Genomic DNA, 18,615 nt, shown 5'->3' with positions numbered 1-18,615 from the left:
CGGCGGCGGAGACGACGAGGGCGGTGACGTTCGCGTCCGCGAAGACGTGGTCGAGCTCATCGCGGTACATGGGATTGAGCGGGACGACGATCCCGCCGAGCTTCCACACCGCGAACACGGCGATCATGTAGTGCGGGACGTTCTGCAGGTAGATGCCCAGCCGGTCGCCCTCCCCGAAGCCCTGCGCGGCCAGGTAGGCCGCCAGCGCCTCGGCCATCTCGTCGACCTGCGCGAAGGTGGGCCGGTAGCCGAAGTACGCGAGCGCCGCGGCCTCGGGGTGGTTGCGCACCGTCTCGTCGAAGAGCGCGGGCATCGTGGATTCCGGGATCTCGCGCAGGCTGTCCGGGCTCTGCTCGAGCGTCTGCAGCCAGGGCCTGTCGTCGAACCAGCTCATGGGCGCTTCCTCACTGTCGTCGTTGATCAGCTGTGCGGGTGCTGCGGGCCGTGCGGGTACTGCGGGTGCTGCTGGGCTTCGGGTGCCGCGGGGGCCGGGCGGCCCGACGCCGGGGCGGGCGGGCGCCCGTGCCCCGGCACCGCCGCCGAGGCGCGGGCGCTGACCCGCGCCTCGGCGGCGGTGAGCGCCCTCAGGGGCGCAGGGCGGGGCTCAGAGGACCTCGAAGAGGCCGGCGGCGCCCTGGCCGCCGCCGATGCACATCGTCACGACGACGTACTTGACGCCGCGGCGCTTGCCCTCGATGAGCGCGTGGCCGGTCAGGCGGGCGCCGGACATGCCGTAGGGGTGGCCGATCGAGATCCCGCCGCCGTCGACGTTGTACTTCTCCGGGTCGATGCCCAGGGTGTCGCGGCAGTAGAGCGTCTGGGAGGCGAAGGCCTCGTTGAGCTCCCACAGGCCGATGTCGTCGACCGTCAGGCCGTGGCGCTTGAGCAGCTTGGGCACGGCGTAGACCGGGCCGATGCCCATCTCGTCGGGCTTGACGCCGGCCACGGCCATGCCACGGTAGACGCCCAGCGGCTCGAGCCCGCGCCGGCTGGCCTCGTCGTCGGCCATGAGCACGCAGGCCGAGGCGCCATCGGACAGCTGGGAGGCGTTGCCCGCCGTGATCGTCACGTCCTTCGTCACGAGGCCGGGCTCGACGACCGGCTGGAGGCTCTGCAGGCCCTCGAGGGTGGTCTGCGGCCGGTTGCCCTCGTCCTTCTCCAGGGTCACCTCGACCTCGGAGACCTTCCCGGTCTCCTTGTCCTGGACGAGCTTGGTGGTGGGCAGCGGCACGATCTCCGCATCGAACCGGCCGGCCTCCTGGGCGGCGGCGGTGCGCATCTGCGACTGGTAGGCGTACTCGTCCTGCGCCTCGCGGCTGATGCCGTAGCGCTCGGCGACGATCTCCGCGGTCTGGAGCATGGGCATGTACATGTCCGGCTCGTGCTCCTTGAACCACGGGTCCGCGGCGCGGTAGCTGTTCATCTTGTCGTTCTGGACGAGCGAGATCGACTCGACGCCGCCGCCCACGGCGATCGTCTGGCCGTCGACGATGATCTGCTTGGCGGCCGTCGCGATCGCCATGAGGCCCGAGGCGCACTGACGGTCGACGCTCATGCCGGGCACCTCGACGCCCAGCTCGGCGCGGACGGCCGCCTGGCGGCCGATGTTGCCGCCCTGCGCGCCCTGCTGGAGCGCGGCGCCCAGGATGACGTCCTCGACCTCGGAGCCCTCGATCCCGGCGCGCTTGACCGCGTGGCGGATCGCGTGGCCGGCGAGCTCCTGGGACTGTGTGTTGTTGAAGGCCCCGCGGTAGGCCTTGCCGATGGGCGTGCGGGCGGTGGAGACGATCACTGCGTCGGTCATGTCATTCCTCGATGTCGATGATGGTGGCCAGTTCGCGCTCGAGGGCCTCGCGGCTGCCCAGCAGCAGCTCGTCGGCCTTCGCGCGCTTGAGGTACAGGTGGATGGGGTACTCCCAGGTCATGCCGTTGCCGCCGTGGAACTGGAGCATCTCCTCGGCGACGTGGACGGCGACCTTCTTACCGTAGGCCGCCGCGGTGAGGACCGCGATCGCGGCATCGGCGTGTTCGGCGGCCGGATCGTCGGCAGCCCTATCGCCGGCCTCCGTTTCACCGGCACCGGGCTCGCCCCCGGCGGGCACGGCGGGGGCCGCGGACAGCGAGCGCACGGCGGCGAGCGCCGCGGCGCGCAGCTGCATGACGGCGATCCACGCATCGGCCGCGCGGTGCTTGAGCGCCTGGAACGAGCCCAGCGTGCGGCCGAACTGCCGGCGCTGCCGGATGTAGTCGAGCCCGATCTCGAGGACGCGCTCGGCCAGGCCCGCGCACTCGCAGGCCAGCAGCGCAAGGCCCAGGAGGCGGGCGGCCTCGCACGCCTCGCCGGCGGCGTCGCCGGTGCCCAGGACCGCGCCCGCCGCGCCGTCGAAGGACACATCCGCCAGCGGGCGCGTCTCGTCGAGGCCGGGGAAGCCCTCGATGCGCGCGGCGGCGGCCTCGACTGCGACGAGCACGAAGTCCTCCCCGCAGCGGGCCGGGACCACCAGGACGTCGGCGGCCTGGGCGTCGGGCACCGCCGTGATCGTCCCGGTCACGGAGACCGTGCTGGCCGAGCCGCTGGCCTCGACGGTCGTCACGGCGAGATCGGCGGAGTCGAACGGGGCGGCGACGATGCCCACGGCACCGCCGGCCAGGCGCTCGACCAGCTCATCGGCGCCCAGCGCCCCGACCGCTGCCATGGCGACGGCGAAGGTGAGGAAGGGCACGGGCGCGACGGCGCGGCCGAGCTCGTGGGCCGCGGCGCCGGCCAGCGCCGGGCCGGGTTCGGGCTCGGCAGGCGCAGCGCTCGCGGCGCCGGCGGGGTCCCGTCCGCCCGGGCCGGCGAGCAGCTCCCCCAGCCCCATGTCCGCGAGCAGGGCCGCGCGCAGCGCGGCGAAGTCCGGGCGGGGCTGGGCGAAGGCCGACAGCGCGGTCGGCGCATCGCAGTGGTCGGCGAGGAGGGCGCGGACGGCCTGGCGCAGCGCCTCTTCGTCCGCGTCGGGCAGCAGGTCGGTCGTCGTCATCTCGGCAGGTCCTCGAAGGGGATGTCCTTGTCGACGCGGTGCTCGCCGGGCAGGCCGAGCACGCGTTCGGCGATGATGTTGCGGATGATCTCCGTGGTGCCGCCCTCGATCGAGTTCCCCTTCGCCCGCAGGTAGCGGTAGACGGGGTTGCGGCCGGTCATGGAGTAGTGCTCGGGGCGGCGGTCGGCCCAGTCGTCGTAGCGCAGGCCGGCGGCGCCGCGCATCCGCACATCGAGCGCGGAGAGCGCCTGGGCGTTGCGGGCGAACGAGATCTTCGCCCCGGACCCCTCCGGGCCGGGCCGGCCGGCGGCCGCCTGCTGGCGCTGGAGCTCACCGGCGAGGCGCGCGACCTCGGACTCGATCCACAGGTCCATGAGCTCGGCACGGGCCGCCGGGCTGCGGTATTCGGGGTGGGCGCGCCAGGCCGCGGCCACGACGCCGATCATGCCGGCCTCGCGCGCGGCTCCCCCGCCGATCGAGACGCGCTCGGAGTTCAGCGTCGTGTTCGCCACCTGCCAGCCGGCGCCCTCGGGTCCCAGGCGCATGGCATCGGGCACCCGGGCGTCGGTGAGAAAGACCTCGTTGAACTCCGATTCGCCGGTGATCTGGCGCAGCCCGCGGGTCTCGACACCCGGCTGGTGCATGTCGATGAGGAAGTAGCTCAGCCCGCGGTGCTTGGGCACGGTGGGGTCGGTGCGCGCCACGAGGATGGCCATGTCCGCGTTCTGCGCCCCGGAGGTCCAGACCTTCTGGCCGTTGACGGTCCACTCGTCGCCGGAGCGCACGGCGCGCGTGGCGACGGCGGCGAGATCGGAGCCGGCGCCGGGCTCGGAGAACAGCTGGCAGAAGATCGTCTCGAGCGTGTAGATCCGGGCCAGCAGCGCCTTCTGCTCGTCCGTGCCGTACTCCACGATCGTGGGGGCCGCCATGCCCATGCCGATTGCATTGGCGTGCGGGTCCGGCACCGGCACGCCGGCGGCGGCCAGCGCCTCGGCGGCGAAGGCGCGCAGGCCGGCGGACACGCCCAGGCCGCCCCAGCCTGCGGGGAAGTCGACCCAGGCCAGGCCCTCGTCGTAGAGGACGGCGCGGACCTGCGCGTCGTCCTGGGAGCCCGCGAGCCGCCGGGCGGCCGCGGCGACCGCCGCCGCGACGAGCTCGCGCTCGGCGGCGGCGGTGCGCTGCGGTGCGGGACTCAATTCTTCGGCCCGCCCGCGACGTAGATGACCTGCCCCGAGACGAACCCGGCGCCCTCGCTGGCCAGGAAGGACGCGGTGTTCGCGATGTCCTCGGGCTTGCCGGAGCGGGCGACGGGGATCGTCTTGATGGCCGCCTCGACGAACTGCTCGAAGGGCACGCCCACGCGCTCGGCGGTGGCCTTCGTCATGTCCGTCTCGATGAAGCCCGGGGCGATCGCGTTCGCGGTGACGCCGAACTTGCCGAGCTCGATCGCGTAGGTCTTCGTCATGCCCTGGATGCCGGCCTTGGCCGCCGAGTAGTTCGTCTGGCCGCGGTTGCCCAGCGCCGACGTCGACGACATCGAGATGATGCGGCCGAACTTCTGCTCCACCATGTGCTTCTGGCAGGCCTTCGTCATGAGGAAGTTGCCGGACAGGTGGACGTTGAGGACCGCGTTGAACTCCTCGAGCGTCATCTTGAACAGCATGTCGTCCTTGATGATGCCGGCGTTGTTGACGAGCACGGTGGGCGCGCCCAGTTCGCTCGCCACGCGGTCCACGGCCGCCTCGACGGCCGCGGGGTCGGTGATGTCCGCGCCGATGCCGACCGCCCGGCCACCGGCCTGCTCGATCTCGCCGACGACGTCGGCCGTCTGGTCCTCGCGGATGTCGAGGACCGCGACGCTCATGCCGTCGGCGGCCAGCTTCTTCGCGATCGCCGCGCCGATGCCGCGGGCGCCGCCGGTGACGATTGCCGTGCGCTGTGCCATGTTCTCTCCTTCGCTGCCCCGGATGGGGCCGGTACTGCGCCCCGTGCGGGGCGGGGTCACTTCTGCTTGCGGTGCTTCTTGATCTCGTTGCGCGCGATCGAGCGCTTGTGCACCTCGTCCGGGCCGTCGGCCAGGCGCAGGGTGCGCATGTGCGCCCAGAACCGCGCGAGCGGGAAGTCGTCGGTCACGCCGCCGCCGCCGTGGACCTGGATGGCCCGGTCGAGGACCTTGAGGGCCATCGAGGGGGCCACAACCTTGATCGCGGCGATCGCGTTCTTGGCGACCTTGTTGCCGTGCTTGTCCATCATGTCAGCGGCCTCGAGGGTGAGCAGGCGCGCCTGGTCGATCTCGATGCGCGATTCGGCGATCCAGTCCTGGATGTTGGCGCGGGAGGACAGCGGCTCGCCGAAGGTCGTGCGCGACTCCGCGCGCTTGACCATGAGCTCGAGGGCGCGCTCCGCGACGCCGATGGCGCGCATGCAGTGGTGGATGCGGCCGGGGCCCAGGCGGGCCTGGCTGATGGCGAAGCCCTCGCCCTCGCCCTTGAGCACGTCCTTCTTGGGCACGCGGACCTGGTCGAAGACGATCTCCGCGTGGCCCTCGCGGTCGTCGTAGCCGAAGACCGGCAGGTTGCGCTTGACGGTCACACCGGGGGCGTCGATGGGCACGACCATCATGGACTGCTGGCGGTGGACCTCCGCGTTGGGGTCCGTCTTGCCCATGACGATGAGGACCTTGCAGTTGGGGTGCATGGCGTTCGAGGCGAACCACTTGCGGCCGTCGAGGATGTACTCCTCGCCCTCGGGCTTCATGAGCATCTCGATGTTCGTCGCATCGGAGGACGCGACGGCGGGCTCCGTCATCGCGAAGGCGGAGGCCATCTCGCCCTCGAGCAGGGGGCGCAGGTACTTCTCCTTGTGCTCGTCCGTGCCGTAGAGGGTGAGCACCTCCATGTTGCCGGTGTCCGGGGCGTTGCAGTTCGTGGCCTCCGGGGCGATCTCGATGGAGCGGCCCATGATCTCCGCGAGGGGCGCGTATTCGAGGTTCGTCAGCCCCGGGCCCCATTCCTTGTGGGGGTGGAAGAGGTTCCACAGGCCCTGGCGCTTCGCCTCGGCCTTGAGGTCCTCGAGGATCTGCGGCTGGAAGTGCGGGCTGGGGGCCGCGGCCATCTGCTCCTCGTAGACGGGCTCGGCCGGGTAGACGTACTCGTCCATGAATGCCTCGAGGCGCTCCCGGTAGTCCCGGGCGCGGTCGGATTCTTCGAACACTGTCACTCCTTCGTTTCGCTGGCGCTGGGCTGGCGGCGGCGCGGCTGCCCTGCCGTGCCCCGCCGGGTCGGGTCGCAGCCGCGCTCGCCGGCCTGGGCGGCGGTGAGCAGCTGGCGCTGGTAGCGGCGCATGCCGCGCAGCCAGCGGTCGTAGTCGGAGCCCTTCATCCGGTACATCTCGAGCACCTCGGGGTGGGGCAGGGCCAGGAACTGGCCGGCCTCGACCGCGGCGAGGACGCACTCGGCGACCTCGGCCGGGGCGAGTACGGCGCCCGCGGAGGTCACGGCGGCTGCCGCCGCGCGGTCCACGGGGTCCGCGGCCTGCGCACCGGCCTGCAGCATGGCGGTGTCGACGGCCATCGGGCACAGGCACGTGACCTGGACGCCGGCATCGCCGTAGGTGATGGACAGCCATTCGGCGAAGCCGACGGCTGCGTGCTTGGTCACGGAGTAGCCGGCCTGGCCAAGCTGGGTGAGCAGGCCCGCCGCCGAGGCGGTGGTGACGAAGCAGCCCGAGCCGCGCTCCGTCCACTCGGGCAGGAGGGCCTTGGCCGCGCGGATGTGGGCTCGGACGTTGGTCTCGAAGATGCGGTCCCAATCTGCCTCGTCCTCGCCGATGCCGCGCGGGCCCATGATGCCGGCGTTGGCGAAGTACGCGTCGATGCCGCCCAGCTGCTCGCGCGCGGAATCGAGCAGGGCGGCGATGCCCTCGCTCGTGGCGGTGTCGCCGGTGAACGAGCCCGCGCCGATTCCCTCGGCGACCGCGGCGACTCCGGGGTCGATGTCGGCGAGGACGACGTGCGCCCCGCGCTGGGCCAGGGCCGCCCCGAGGGCCGAGCCGATGCCTCCCGCGCCGCCGGTGACGATGGCGCGCGTGCCGCGGATGTCCATGCGTGCGATGCCTTCCGCTTGCCGTTCTTGTGACCGGGTTCACCACTATCTATAGTGGACCGCACCGGAGTTTTCAAGTCAGACCAAACAATCGTTCGCCCAGATTGGAAGACGCGGCGGCCCGCCGGGCCGTCGGCACTCCCATGATCCGAAGGAGCATCGTGGAGCAGAGCTCTCACAACCTCATCGACCCCCTGCTGGAGCACGCGCGCACCCGGCCGGACGAGGTCTTCCTGCGGGGGCCGCTCAGCGAGCCGCGCCTGGAGCTCACCTGGGCGCAGCTGGCGGGGCTCATCGCGCCCCGCGCCCGGGAGCTCGCGGCGCTCTACGCCCAGGGCGAGCGCGTAATCCTCATCGCGCCCACGACGGCGGAGTTCGTCATCGAGTACTACGCGGCCCAGGCCGCGGGCCTCACGGTGGTCGCGGTCAACCCGCTGTCCACGCCGCGCGAGCTCGCCTACTACATCGCGGACTCGGGGGCCAGCGCGATCCACGCCCATCCCGCCACGGCCGAGGCAGGTGAGACCGCCGCGCGCGAGGCGGGCATCCCGTTCGCCGCGCTGACGACCGTGGGCGCCGAGTCCGTCGCCGCCGCGGCACGGGAGGACCTGGGCGCCCTCTCCCCCGCCCGCCTGCCGGCCGAGCACGTAGCCACACTGCTCTACACCTCGGGCACGACCGGGCGGCCCAAGGGCGCCATGCTCACGGTGCGCAACCTCCTGGACTCCGGGCGCAACGGCGTCGAGGCCTCGGGCCTGACGACGGACGACCGCTCCGGCACCGCCCTGCCCCTGTTCCACGTGTTCGGCCTGGCGTCCGTGCTCATCTGCGCCGTCGCGGCCGGCGGCCAGCTCACCCTGCTGCCCCGCTTCGATGCGGTGGAGCTCATGAGGGTGATGGACACCGACCGGCTGACGCTGGTGGCGGGAGTGCCGACGATGTGGAACGCCATCACCCATGCGCCGGAGGGCGAGTACGACTTCTCCAGCCTGCGGTTCGCCCTGTCCGGCGGCGCCTCGATCGCCGTGGGCCTCATGCGCCGCTTCGAGGAGCGCTTCGGCGCGCGGATCGCGGAGGGCTATGGGCTCACGGAGACGACCGCCCAGGCCACCCTCAACCGCTGGGACGGCGTCATCAAGCCGGGCACCGTGGGCACGGACCTGCCCAACATCGAGACGAAGATCGTGGCCCTCGACGGCACGGACGCCGACGTGGACGAGGTCGGCGAGGTGTGCGTGCGCGGCTCGATCGTCATGGCCGGCTACTGGAATCGCCCCGAGGCCACGGCGGAGGCTATCGACGCCGACGGCTGGTTCCGCACCGGGGATCTGGGCAGCAAGGACGCCGACGGCTACCTGTCGATCGTCGACCGCCTCAAGGAGATGATCATCCACGGCGGCTACAACGTCTACCCGCGGGAGATCGAGGAGGTCCTCTACGAGCACCCGGGCGTCCTCGAGGCCGCGGTCATCGGCTCGCCGGATGAGCACTACGGTCAGATCGTCGCCGCCGCGATCACGCCCATGCCGGGTGTCGAGCTCACCGCCGCGGAGATCGAGGCTTTCTGCCGCGAGCGCCTCTCGGCCTACAAGATCCCCCGCATCATCCGGTTCCTCGAGGCGCTGCCCAAGGGCGCCACGGGCAAGATCCAGAAGCGCGAGATCGCCCTGGACTGACGCGCGGGGCGGCGCACGGCCGGGAGCTGGGCTGCGGCCGGCCGTGCGCCGCCCCGCGGCGGCCAGCACCCGCAGCGGAAGGGCCCGCGGTCCGCACCCGTCACGGGTGCGGGCCGCGGGCCCTGCGCGGTGGCCGAACGGGCTCAGGCGTCGGCCACGAGCACCTTCGTGGGCTCCTGCGGGTAGAGGTTGGTGCCGGGCACGGCGTGCGGGTCGTCCCGGACCGCGCGCGGGTTCGTCTCCTTGAGCGCCAGCGTGCAGGCGATCGTGATGACCGAGGTCACGACGACCATCGCGACGACCCCGTTCGTGTTGCCGAACGAGGCGATGAGCCACGTCATGAGGAACGGCGTGCCGCCGGAGATCGTGATCGCGGCCAGTTGGTAGGACATCGAGGCGCCGGAGAACCGGATGTGCGGGGCGAACAGCTCGCCGAAGTACGCCGCCAGCGGCGCGTAGACCATCGACTGGAAGACCGAGGCCACGCACAGCGCCACGCCGAAGAGCACGAGGTTGCCCGTGTTGACGAGCGCGAAGTACGCCGGCGCCCAGAGTCCGATGCCCAGGCCGCCGATGAGGATGATCGGGCGGCGCCCGAAGCGGTCGCTGGCCAGCGCGGCCAGCGGGGTCGTCGCGATGCCGACGAGGCACGAGAGCATCGAGGCGACCATCATCTCGTTGCGGTTCATGTGCAGCGCCACCGTGCCGTAGGACAGGATGCCGGAGATCGAGATGTAGAAGATGCAGTTCGTCGACGCCATGACGCCGCAGGCCAGCACGATCGTCTTCCAGTGCCCGCGCAGCGCCTCGACGAGCGGGGCCTGGGCGACCGCGGGGCGCTCCGAGGCGACCTCGGCCTCGAGCTGCTTGAACTCCGGGCTGTCCTCGACCTTGAGCTGGATGTAGAGCACGACGGGCACGAGCGCCGCGGTGAACCAGAACGGCACGCGCCACGCCCACGCGATGAGCGCCTCGCTGCCGAAGATGAGCGAGGTGGAGGTGAACACGAGGCTGCCGAGCAGGGCGCCGGCGGGCACGCCCAGCTGCATGAACGAGCCGGAGAAGGCGCGGCGCTTGGGGCCGGCCGACTCCGTCATGAGCAGGGCGAGGCCGCCCCACTGGCCGCCGCAGGCGAAGCCCTGGACGAAGCGGCAGCTCACGAGCAGGACCGCCGCGATCTCGCCGATCGTGCCGGCGCCGGGCAGGCAGCCGATGACGAAGGTGGAGACCGCCATGCCGATGAGCGCGGCGACGACGACCGGCTTGCGGCCCACCTTGTCCCCGTAGTGGCCGGCCACGAGGCCGCCGATCGGGCGGGCGATGAAGCCGGCCCAGAACGTGGAGAACGACAGCAGCGTGCCCATGAGCGGGCTGCTGTGGGGGAAGAACACGTGCGGGAAGACGAGCGCTGCCGCCGTGCCGTAGAGGAAGAAGTCGTACCACTCGATCGACGATCCGATGAGCCCCGCGGTGAGCAGCTTGCGGTGGGCCGCGGCGCCGTGGGCGGATGTCGTGGGCCGCGAGGTGGGGATCGCGGGGTCGGTCACTGCCATAGTCGAATGCTCCATCGTCGTTGACGGGCCCGGCCGCGCGGTGCCGGCCGGGGCACGGGCACGCGTTTCAGTGCGCCGTACAAGCGCTCACTCTGCCTGAACCTAAATGTGATGTCAATCACTATTTAAGGTATGGGTATCGCTCTTTTGCGCAACATCCGACGATTTTCGCGGGACTGCGCCGCGCGCAGCAGCACACCCCGTGCAGCTCCTCGCCCGGAGCATCGCCCGGAGGCGCGCGATGGCCCGAGCGCCCATCGGGCACCCGGGCCATCGCACACGCGGCCGCGCAGGCCCGGCAAGCCTTGCACGCTCCGCAGGCCCCGCTGTCCCACGGGCCCACCGGGCCTTGCGCAGCCCAACGCTGCGCGCTCAGCGCGCCAGCACGTCCGGATACAGGTTGGTGCCGGGCACGGCGTGCGGGTCCTCGCGGATCGCGCGCGGGTTCGTCTCCTTGAGCGCCAGGGTGCAGCCGACCGTGATGACGGCGGTGACGATGACCATGCCCACCACGCCGTTCGTGCCGCCGGTCGTGGCGATGAGCCAGGTCATGAGGAACGGGGTGCCCCCGGAGATCGTGATCGCCGCGAGCTGGTAGGCCAGTGAGGCGCCGGAGAAGCGGATGTTGGGCGGGAACAGCTCGCCGAAGTACGCGGCCAGCGGTGCGTAGACCATGCACTGGAAGACGGAGGACACGCACACGGCGACGCCGAGCAGCAGGACCGAGCCGGTGTTGACGAGCATGAAGTAGAACGGCACCCACAGCGCGATGCCCACCCCGCCGATGATGATGATGGGCCGCCGGCCGTAGGCGTCGGCGATCTTCGCCCAGAGGAACGTCGTGAGGATGCCGACCGCGCACGAGGCCATCGTGGCGATCATCATCTCGTCGCGCTTCATGCCCAGGTGCGTCGAGCCGTAGGACAGGATGCCGGAGATCGAGATGTAGAAGATGCAGTTCGTCGACGCGAGGACGCCGGCGGCCAGGAGGATCGTCTTCCAGTGGCTGCGCACCGCCTCGACGAGCGGGGCCTGGACGACCTTGGGCAGCTCATCGGAGACCTCGGCCTCGAGCTGCTTGAACTCCGGGCTGTCCTCGACCTTGAGCTGGATGTAGAGCACGACCGGCAGCAGCACCGCGGTGAACCAGAACGGCACGCGCCAGGCCCAGGCGGCGAACGCCTCCTCGCCCGCCAGCACGGATGTCCCGACGAAGATGAGGTTGCCCAGCAGCGCGCCGGCGGGCACCCCGGTCTGCATGAAGGAGCCGGCGAACGCGCGGTGCTTGGGGCCCGCGGACTCCGTCATGAGGAGGGCGAGGCCGCCCCACTGGCCGCCGCACGCGATGCCCTGGATGAAGCGGCACAGGACGAGCAGGACCGGCGCGATCGCGCCCACGGTGTGGGCGCCCGGCAGGCAGCCGATCGCGAACGTGGAGACCGCCATGCCGAGCAGCGAGATGACGACCATGGGCTTGCGGCCGATCTTGTCCCCGTAGTGGCCGGCGATGATGCCGCCGATGGGGCGAGCGATGAAACCGGCCCAGAAGGTCGAGAACGACAGCAGCGTGCCGGTCAGCGCGGAGCTCTCCGGGAAGAAGACATGGGGGAAGATGAGCGCCGCGGCGGTGCCGTAGAGGAAGAAGTCGTACCACTCGATCGAGGAGCCGATGATGCCCGAGACGAGCAGGCCGCGGTGGCGCTTGAGCGCGCTCTCCGGCGAGGCGGCCGGCGGCCGCGCGGCGCCGGCCTGCGCGGACGACCCGCGGGCGGGCGAAGAGGACACTGACATGAACGACTCCATCTCCATTGACGAACTCGCGGCGCCGCCCAGGGGCCTTTAAAGCAACCGCACGAGCGTTCACTATGCCCGGCTCGCACTGTGGTGTCAATCACATGTTCGCGTGTCGGACAGGACGGCCTCACCCGGGCCCCGCGCCTCACTCGAAGCGGGAGACGTCCCCGGCCCCGGCACGGGCGACGACCGGATCGCCGCCGGTGAAGTCGATGACGGAGGTGGGCACGGTGCCGGGCACGCCGGAGTCGATGACGATGTCCACGTCGTTGCCGAGGCGGTCCATGACGTCCTCCGCGTGGGTGAGCGGATCGTCGTCGCCGGGCAGCAGGAGGGTCGAGGACAGCAGCGGCTCCCCCACCTCCGCGACGAGCTCGAGCGCCGTGGTGTTCTGCGGGATGCGGGCGCCGACCGAGTGCTTCTTGGCGTGCATCATGCGCCGCGGCACCTCCTTCGTCGCCTTCATGATGAACGTGTAGGGCCCCGGGGTCAGCGACTTGATCGTGCGGAACGCGGAGTTGTCGACGATGACGAATTGGCCCAGCTGGGCGAAGTCGTGGCACATGAGGGTGAAGTGGTGCTTGGAGTCGAGCTGGCGGATGCGGATGATGCGCTCGATGCCGTCCTTGTTCTCCAGCGCGCACCCCAGTGCGTAGCAGGAGTCCGTGGGATAGGCGACGAGGCCGCCGTCCGCGATCGTCTGCGCGACCCTGCGGATGAGGCGGGGCTGGGGGTTGTCCGGGTGGATCTCAACGAGTTCGGCCATACCCCATGCTAAGCACCGCGCGGCGGCGCTGAAAAGGGCGGATGGGCCCGAGGCGCGGGCCGGGCCCGCGCGTCAGGAGCCCTGGTCGGCCCTGCCCGGCTGCGCAGAGCCCGCGGGCGCGTCCGGGTCCCCGTGCTCCCCCGAAGCCCCTGCCCGAGGCTCCCCGGCCCCACGCGCCTGGGTCCCACGCGCCTCGGGGGCGGGGCCGCTCGCGGGGGTGCTGCCCCCGGTGGTGCCGCCCGTGGGCGCGCCGGCGGCGCCGGAGCCCTCGGCGGCAGTGCTCGTGGCCTCGGTGACGCGGGCGGCGGGCGCCTCGGCGGGCGGCTCGGCACGGTCCTCGGCCGCGGTGCCCGCGCCCGACCGCCCGGGTGCCGCCGGCGCTGCGGGCGGATCGGAGGCGATGAGGAGGTTGACCCAGGAGGCGCGCGGGTCGGCGTCCACGAGGAGGGCCTTGAGCAGCAGCGTCGCGGGCAGCGCGAGCAGGGCCCCCAGCCAGCCGAGCACCCAGTACCAGAACAGCAGGGAGACGAACGAAACGAACGGGGTCACGCCCACGGACTCGCCGGTGAACTTGGGCTGGATGATCGACTGGATGACGAAGTTGAGCGCGGAGTAGGCGACGATGACCCACACGGCATCGGCCCAGCCGCCGTCGACGAGGGCCATGAGCGCGGGCGGGATGACGCCCAGGACGAAGCCGATGTTGGGGATGTAGTTCGTGAGGAACGACAGGATGCCCCAGACGATGGCCAGCGGCACCCCGATGACGTAGAGCGCCGCCACGTCGAGCACCGCGACGATGAGGCCGAAGATCGTCGCGACCACCCAGTAGCGGCGCACGCCGGCGCCGAACGACGTCAGGGCCGCGGCGAAGCGCGGTCGCAGGATGCCCGCGCGTGCCATGCGCTGGGGGAAGGACATCGAGTCCAGCGCCACGAAGAACACGGCCATGACCGCGGTGACCATGAGCGAGAGGCCCAGCGAGAGGTTCTGCGCCAGCGACATCGCGGCGTTGAAGATCGATGTGAACGACAGCCCGGACAGCTGCCGGCCCACGAGGTCCGGGGTGATGCCGAGCTGGCCGAGCGCCTGCACCGCCTGGCCGTAGAGCACGCTGATCTTCTGGCTGTAGCCGGGCAGCACGGTGACGAACTGCGCGATCGACCACGCCGTGAGCCCGAAGAAGCCGACGACGAGCACGAGGACGAGGACCACCGTCACCATCGCGGCGACGAAGGCGGGGACCCGGCGGGCGACGAGCCAGCGCTGGACGGGGTAGACGACGATGACGAGGTTGACGGCCAGGAACACCGGCGCCACGATGTCCTGCAGCCCGCGGAAGAACTGGAGCGCGAACGCCAGGCCCGCGATCCCCAGCACGACGACGAGGAAGCGCGGCCAGCGCGCGCCGGACTCGGGCCGGTCCCCGTGCGCAGCGGGCGCCGGCGCCTGCGCGGCGCCGGCGCTCACTTGCGCTTCCTCTTCTCGCGGATGCGCATGCTGATGTCGATGGGGGTGCCCTCGAAGCCGAAGGTCTCGCGCAGCCGGCGGGCGATGAAGCGGCGGTAGCCGGGGTCCAGGAAGCCGGTGGTGAAGAGCACGAACCGCGGCGGCCGGTTCGACGCCTGGGTGCCGAAGAGGATCCGCGGCTGCTTGCCCCCGCGCAGGGGGTGGGGGTTGGCCGCGACGAGCTCGCCGAGGAACGCGTTGAGCCGGCCGGTGGGGATGCGGGTGTCCCAGGACTCGAGGGCCCGCTCCATCGCCGGCACGAGCTTGTCCGCGTGGCGGCCCGTCTTGGCGGACAGGTTGACCCGCGGGGCCCACGCCACATGGGCGAGGTCGCGCTGGATCTCGCCCTCGAGCTGGTGGCGGCGTTCCTCGTCGATGAGGTCCCACTTGTTGAACGCGAGCACGATCGCCCGGCCCGCCTCGACGGCGGTCTTGACGATGCGCACGTCCTGCTCGGAGATCACCTGATCGGCCTCGAGGAGGATGACGGCCACCTCGGCGCGCTCGAGCGCCGTCTGCGTGCGCAGCGCGGCGTAGAAGTCCGCGCCGGAGGCCTGCCGGGCGCGCTTGCGGATGCCCGCCGTGTCGACGAAGCGCCACTGGCGCCCGCCCAGCTCGACGAGCTCGTCGACCGGGTCGCGGGTGGTGCCAGCGACGTTGTCGACGAGGACGCGCTCGCTGCCGACGAGCCGGTTGAGCAGCGAGGACTTGCCGACGTTCGGCCGGCCCAGCAGCGCCACCCGGCGCGGGCCGCCCACCTCGAGCTTCTGGTCGACGGCGGAGACCTCCGGGAGGACCTCGAGGACGGTGTCGAGGAGGTCGGCGACCCCGCGCCCGTGCATGGCCGACACCGTGTGCGGCTCGCCCAGCCCGAGGGACCAGAACTCGGCGGCCTGCAGCTCGCCGCGCTCGTCGTCGACCTTGTTGACGGCGAGGACGACGGGGCGCGCGGCGCGGCGCAGCATCCGCACGACGTGCTCGTCCGTCGACGTCACGCCGGTGCGGGCGTCGACGACGAAGATGGCGGCATCGGCCATGTCCACCGCGATCTCGGCCTGGTCGGCGATGCGCGAGGCCATGCCCCGCACGTCGATGTCCCAGCCCCCGGTGTCGACGAGGGTGAACGGGCGCCCGTTCCACTCCGCGGGGTAGCTCACGCGGTCGCGGGTGACCCCGGGCACGTCCTCGACGACCGCCTCGCGGCGGCCGAGGATGCGGTTGATGAGCGTCGACTTGCCCACGTTCGGCCGGCCGACGACGGCGAGGACCGGCGCGGGGCCCGTCTCCTCGTCGTCGAACTCGTCGGCGAGCGCGGTGTCGAGCAGGCTGCGGTCCTCGTCCTCGAGCTCGTAGTCCGACAGGCCCGCGCGCAGGGTCTGGGCGCGCTGCTCGGCCTCCGCGTCGTCGATGCCGGCGACGCGCCGGCCCAGCTCCTCGTCCGGGGCCTCGACGAAGCCCTCGGGGTCCGGTGCGCTCATGTGCGGTCTCCGATCAGCTCGAGGACGGCGGCGACGGACTCGTCGAAGCCGATGTGCGTGGTGTCGAGGGTGACGACGCCGTCCGCGGCGGTCGTGAAGTTCGTCGTCTGCGCGTCGCGGGCGTCGCGGTCGGAGATCTGCGCGCGGGTGGAGTCCACGTGCGCGGCATCGGCCGCGCCGTGCAGCTCCGCGGCGCGGCGGGCGATGCGCACTGCCTCGTCGGCGGTCATGAGGATGCGCACCGGGGCCTGCGGCGCGACGACGGTGGTGATGTCCCGGCCCTCGACGACGATGCCGGGCGAGGCCGCGGCGATGATCTCGCGCTGGCGCTCGATGAGCTCGCTGCGCGCCTCGGGCACCGCGGAGACGGTCTGGACGAACTGGGCCACCTCCGGGTCGCGGATGTCGTCGGTCACGTCGATGCCGTCGACCTCGATGGCGAACGCATCCGGGTCCGTCGAGATCTCCAGTTCCGCGCCGCGCACCAGCTCGACGACGTCGCCGGGGTCGCCGACGCCGCGCTGGTGGGCCAGCCAGGCCATGGCGCGGTACATCGCGCCGGTGTCGAGGTAGCCGAAGCCCAGCCGGCGCGCGGTCTCCTTCGACACGCTCGACTTGCCGACCCCGCTGGGGCCGTCGATGGCGATGACGGTGGCGGTCATGGCGCTCCTTCTCCTGCGTGCTGTGCTGCGTGCTGGGCTTGCTGTGGCTGTGGCGCCGAGTCGGCGTCGGCCGGCTGTGCGCCGGCGCCCCCGGCCCGGCGGGGCTCGCGGGCGGGCTCCTCGGACAGCGCGGCGGCGGGGATCCACCAGCCGCGCTCGGCGAGGCCCTCCTCGAGGGCGGCCTGCGCTGCGGGGAGGACGGCGACCTCCACGCTGCCGAGCTTAATGCCGGTGGCGTGCTCCATCCGGATGTCCTCGACGTTGATGCCGAGCTCCCCGATGTCGGCGAAGAGGCGGGCGAGCGTGCCCGGCCGGTCGTCGAGGAAGACCGTGACATCGGCGTACTTCGTGGGCGCCGCGCCGTGCTTGCCGGGGATCCGCTCGTGGCCCTCGTTGCCGGCCGTGAGCGCGCCGGCGATGACGGCGAGCGCACCCGGGCCCAGCCCGAGGGCCGCGATGACCTCGTCGAGGTCGGCGCGAACCTCGGCGAGCACCGCGCGCACCTCGGCGGCGTTGCCGGCGAGGATCTGGGTCCACAGGCCGGGATCGGAGGCCGCGATGCGCGTGGTGTCGCGCAGTCCCTGGCCCGCCAGGGCGATGCCCTCGGCGGGCATGGCGCGCAACCGGGCGGCCAGCAGCGTCGCGAGCACCTGCGGGGCGTGGGAGACCCGCGCGACGGAGGAGTCGTGGAAGTCCGGGTCGAGGTGGACGACGCTGCCGCCGGCATCGCGGGCGAGCGCGATGACCTCGTCGAGGCGCTCCGGCGGGGTGTCCGCGTCCGAGCAGATGACCCACGGCCGGGCGGCGAAGAGATCGGCGCGGGCCGCGGCCGCACCGGACTTCTCCCGCCCGGCCATGGGGTGGCAACCGATGTAGCGGTCGAGCTCGGGGCCCGTGGCGGCGGCGCGGACGCGCTCGAGGATCGCGCCCTTGACGCTCGCGACGTCGGTGACCGTGGCGCGCGGCCAGCGGCGCAGGGCGCCCACGATCGTCTCCCCCGCCACGTCCGGCGGCGTGGCGACGACGACGACGTCGGGGGCCTCAGGATCGTCTGCCCGGCCCGCGCCCATGTCCGCGGCCAGCCGCCTGACGGTGGGCGAGGCGTCGTCGAGCGTGACCGCGTGGCCGCGGCGGGTGAGCGCGAGGCCCAGCGAGGTGCCGAGCAGCCCCGCGCCGATGATGTGGACCCTCACAGCCCCACGGCCTCGAAGAGCTTCGCGACCTCGTCGGGCCGCAGGTCGCGCAGCTTGCCCTGGCGCTGCTCGGCCAGCTCGATCGGGCCGAACTTCGTGCGCACGAGCCGCTCGACCGGGTTGCCCACCGCGTCGAAGAGGCGCCGGACGATCCGGTTGCGCCCCGAGTGCAGCGTCACCTCGACCAGCGCGGTGCCCGGCGTGGAGTCGAGCAGCTTGAACGAGTCGACGCGGGCCAGGCCGTCCTCGAGCTCGATGCCCTCGCGCAGGCGGGCACCGACGTCGCGGGCCACCGGGCCCTTGACCTGTGCCAGGTAGGTCTTCTGGATCTCGTAGCGGGGATGGGTGAGGCGGTTGGCGACGTCACCGTCGTTCGTCAGCAGCAGCAGGCCCTCGGTGTCGAAGTCGAGCCGGCCCACGTGGAAGAGCCGCTCGGGGCGGTCGCGGACCACCTCGCTGAGATCGCGCCGGCCCTCCGGGTCGTCCATCGAGGTGACCATGCGCGCGGGCTTGTTGAAGGCGAGGTAGACCCGGCCCGTCTGGGCCGTGATGGGCATGGTGTCGACCTCGACGCGCTGGGTGCGCGGGTCCACGCGGGTCCCGAGCTCCGTGACGATCTCGCCGTCCACGGCCACCCGGCCGTCGGCGATGAGCTGCTCGCAGGCGCGCCGCGAGCCCAGGCCGGCCTCCGCGAGCACCTTCTGCAGGCGCACGCCGTCGGGGGTGTGGACATCGGCGCCCGCGGGGCCGGACTTGGCGGTCTGCGCGCGCTGGCGGCGGGTGGGGCGCTTGGACCGGTGGCCGGGGGCGCGGCTGTCGTGGGAATTCATTCCCCCATTGTCCCAGATGCCGACGGGTGAG

General features: G+C 72.1%; 15 protein-coding genes and 1 pseudogene. 1 reads left to right on the top strand and 15 read right to left on the bottom strand.

The window, feature by feature from the left end; all coding sequences use genetic code 11:
• Positions 1 to 49 precede the first annotated feature (49 nt).
• The 7 genes and pseudogenes from GSY69_RS14545 to GSY69_RS06410 form a co-directional block, all read right to left on the bottom strand.
• Positions 50 to 313, bottom strand: a pseudogene (locus GSY69_RS14545) (AMP-binding protein); the annotation flags it as partial.
• Between the two features lie 291 nt (positions 314 to 604).
• Positions 605 to 1,804, bottom strand: a complete 1,200-nt coding sequence (locus tag GSY69_RS06435) for an acetyl-CoA C-acyltransferase (RefSeq protein ID WP_160953050.1) — start codon at positions 1,802 to 1,804, stop codon at positions 605 to 607.
• A gap of 1 nt (position 1,805) precedes the next feature.
• A complete protein-coding gene (locus GSY69_RS06430) occupies positions 1,806 to 3,020 on the bottom strand; it encodes an acyl-CoA dehydrogenase family protein (protein ID WP_160953049.1) in 1,215 nt (404 codons plus the stop codon).
• A complete protein-coding gene (locus GSY69_RS06425) occupies positions 3,017 to 4,216 on the bottom strand; it encodes an acyl-CoA dehydrogenase family protein (protein WP_160953048.1) in 1,200 nt (399 codons plus the stop codon). The genes GSY69_RS06430 and GSY69_RS06425 overlap by 4 nt, the downstream gene beginning before the upstream one ends.
• Positions 4,213 to 4,965 (bottom strand): 3-oxoacyl-ACP reductase FabG, encoded by a 753-nt coding sequence (fabG, locus tag GSY69_RS06420; RefSeq protein WP_160953047.1) that lies wholly within the window; start codon positions 4,963 to 4,965, stop codon positions 4,213 to 4,215. The genes GSY69_RS06425 and fabG overlap by 4 nt, the downstream gene beginning before the upstream one ends.
• A 56-nt stretch (positions 4,966 to 5,021) precedes the next feature.
• Entirely contained in the window at positions 5,022 to 6,233 is a 1,212-nt protein-coding gene (locus GSY69_RS06415; protein WP_328698785.1) for an acyl-CoA dehydrogenase family protein, read from the bottom strand.
• A gap of 2 nt (positions 6,234 to 6,235) precedes the next feature.
• Positions 6,236 to 7,123, bottom strand: a complete 888-nt coding sequence (locus GSY69_RS06410) for an SDR family oxidoreductase (protein WP_160953045.1) — start codon at positions 7,121 to 7,123, stop codon at positions 6,236 to 6,238.
• A 161-nt stretch (positions 7,124 to 7,284) separates the two neighbouring features.
• Here GSY69_RS06410 and GSY69_RS06405 point away from each other — a divergent pair, with 161 nt between their 5' ends.
• Complete coding sequence (locus tag GSY69_RS06405) at positions 7,285 to 8,799, top strand: AMP-binding protein (RefSeq protein WP_328698784.1); 1,515 nt, start codon at positions 7,285 to 7,287, stop codon at positions 8,797 to 8,799.
• Positions 8,800 to 8,942: 143 nt separating this feature from the next.
• Here GSY69_RS06405 and GSY69_RS06400 read toward each other — a convergent pair whose 3' ends face one another.
• From GSY69_RS06400 to GSY69_RS06365, 8 genes are all read right to left on the bottom strand, one after another.
• On the bottom strand, positions 8,943 to 10,352 hold the full coding sequence (locus tag GSY69_RS06400) for an MFS transporter (protein ID WP_160953043.1): 1,410 nt from the start codon (positions 10,350 to 10,352) through the stop codon (positions 8,943 to 8,945).
• Positions 10,353 to 10,724: 372 nt separating this feature from the next.
• Positions 10,725 to 12,143: an MFS transporter gene (locus GSY69_RS06395; protein WP_160953042.1), complete on the bottom strand. Its 1,419-nt coding sequence runs from the start codon at positions 12,141 to 12,143 to the stop codon at positions 10,725 to 10,727.
• Positions 12,144 to 12,291: 148 nt separating this feature from the next.
• Positions 12,292 to 12,912: an L-threonylcarbamoyladenylate synthase gene (locus tag GSY69_RS06390; RefSeq protein WP_160953041.1), complete on the bottom strand. Its 621-nt coding sequence runs from the start codon at positions 12,910 to 12,912 to the stop codon at positions 12,292 to 12,294.
• A 72-nt stretch (positions 12,913 to 12,984) separates the two neighbouring features.
• Positions 12,985 to 14,382, bottom strand: a complete 1,398-nt coding sequence (locus GSY69_RS06385) for an AI-2E family transporter (RefSeq protein WP_328698783.1) — start codon at positions 14,380 to 14,382, stop codon at positions 12,985 to 12,987.
• Complete coding sequence (der, locus tag GSY69_RS06380; RefSeq protein ID WP_160953040.1) at positions 14,379 to 15,899, bottom strand: ribosome biogenesis GTPase Der; 1,521 nt, start codon at positions 15,897 to 15,899, stop codon at positions 14,379 to 14,381. The genes GSY69_RS06385 and der overlap by 4 nt, the downstream gene beginning before the upstream one ends.
• Positions 15,896 to 16,561, bottom strand: a complete 666-nt coding sequence (gene cmk, locus GSY69_RS06375; RefSeq protein ID WP_160953039.1) for a (d)CMP kinase — start codon at positions 16,559 to 16,561, stop codon at positions 15,896 to 15,898. The genes der and cmk overlap by 4 nt, the downstream gene beginning before the upstream one ends.
• Complete coding sequence (locus GSY69_RS06370; RefSeq protein ID WP_160953038.1) at positions 16,558 to 17,754, bottom strand: prephenate dehydrogenase; 1,197 nt, start codon at positions 17,752 to 17,754, stop codon at positions 16,558 to 16,560. The genes cmk and GSY69_RS06370 overlap by 4 nt, the downstream gene beginning before the upstream one ends.
• Positions 17,751 to 18,584, bottom strand: coding sequence for a pseudouridine synthase (locus GSY69_RS06365; protein WP_160953037.1), 834 nt, complete (start codon positions 18,582 to 18,584; stop codon positions 17,751 to 17,753). Before GSY69_RS06365 ends, GSY69_RS06370 begins: the two co-directional genes overlap by 4 nt.
• Positions 18,585 to 18,615 lie beyond the last annotated feature (31 nt).

Origin of the sequence: Brevibacterium rongguiense, from assembly GCF_009857845.1 — a bacterium.
In the GTDB taxonomy this organism is placed as follows: Bacteria; Actinomycetota; Actinomycetes; order Actinomycetales; family Brevibacteriaceae; genus Brevibacterium; species Brevibacterium rongguiense.
The sequence above is the reverse complement of the archived record's forward strand: the minus strand, read 5'-3'. Positions and strand labels throughout refer to the sequence as shown.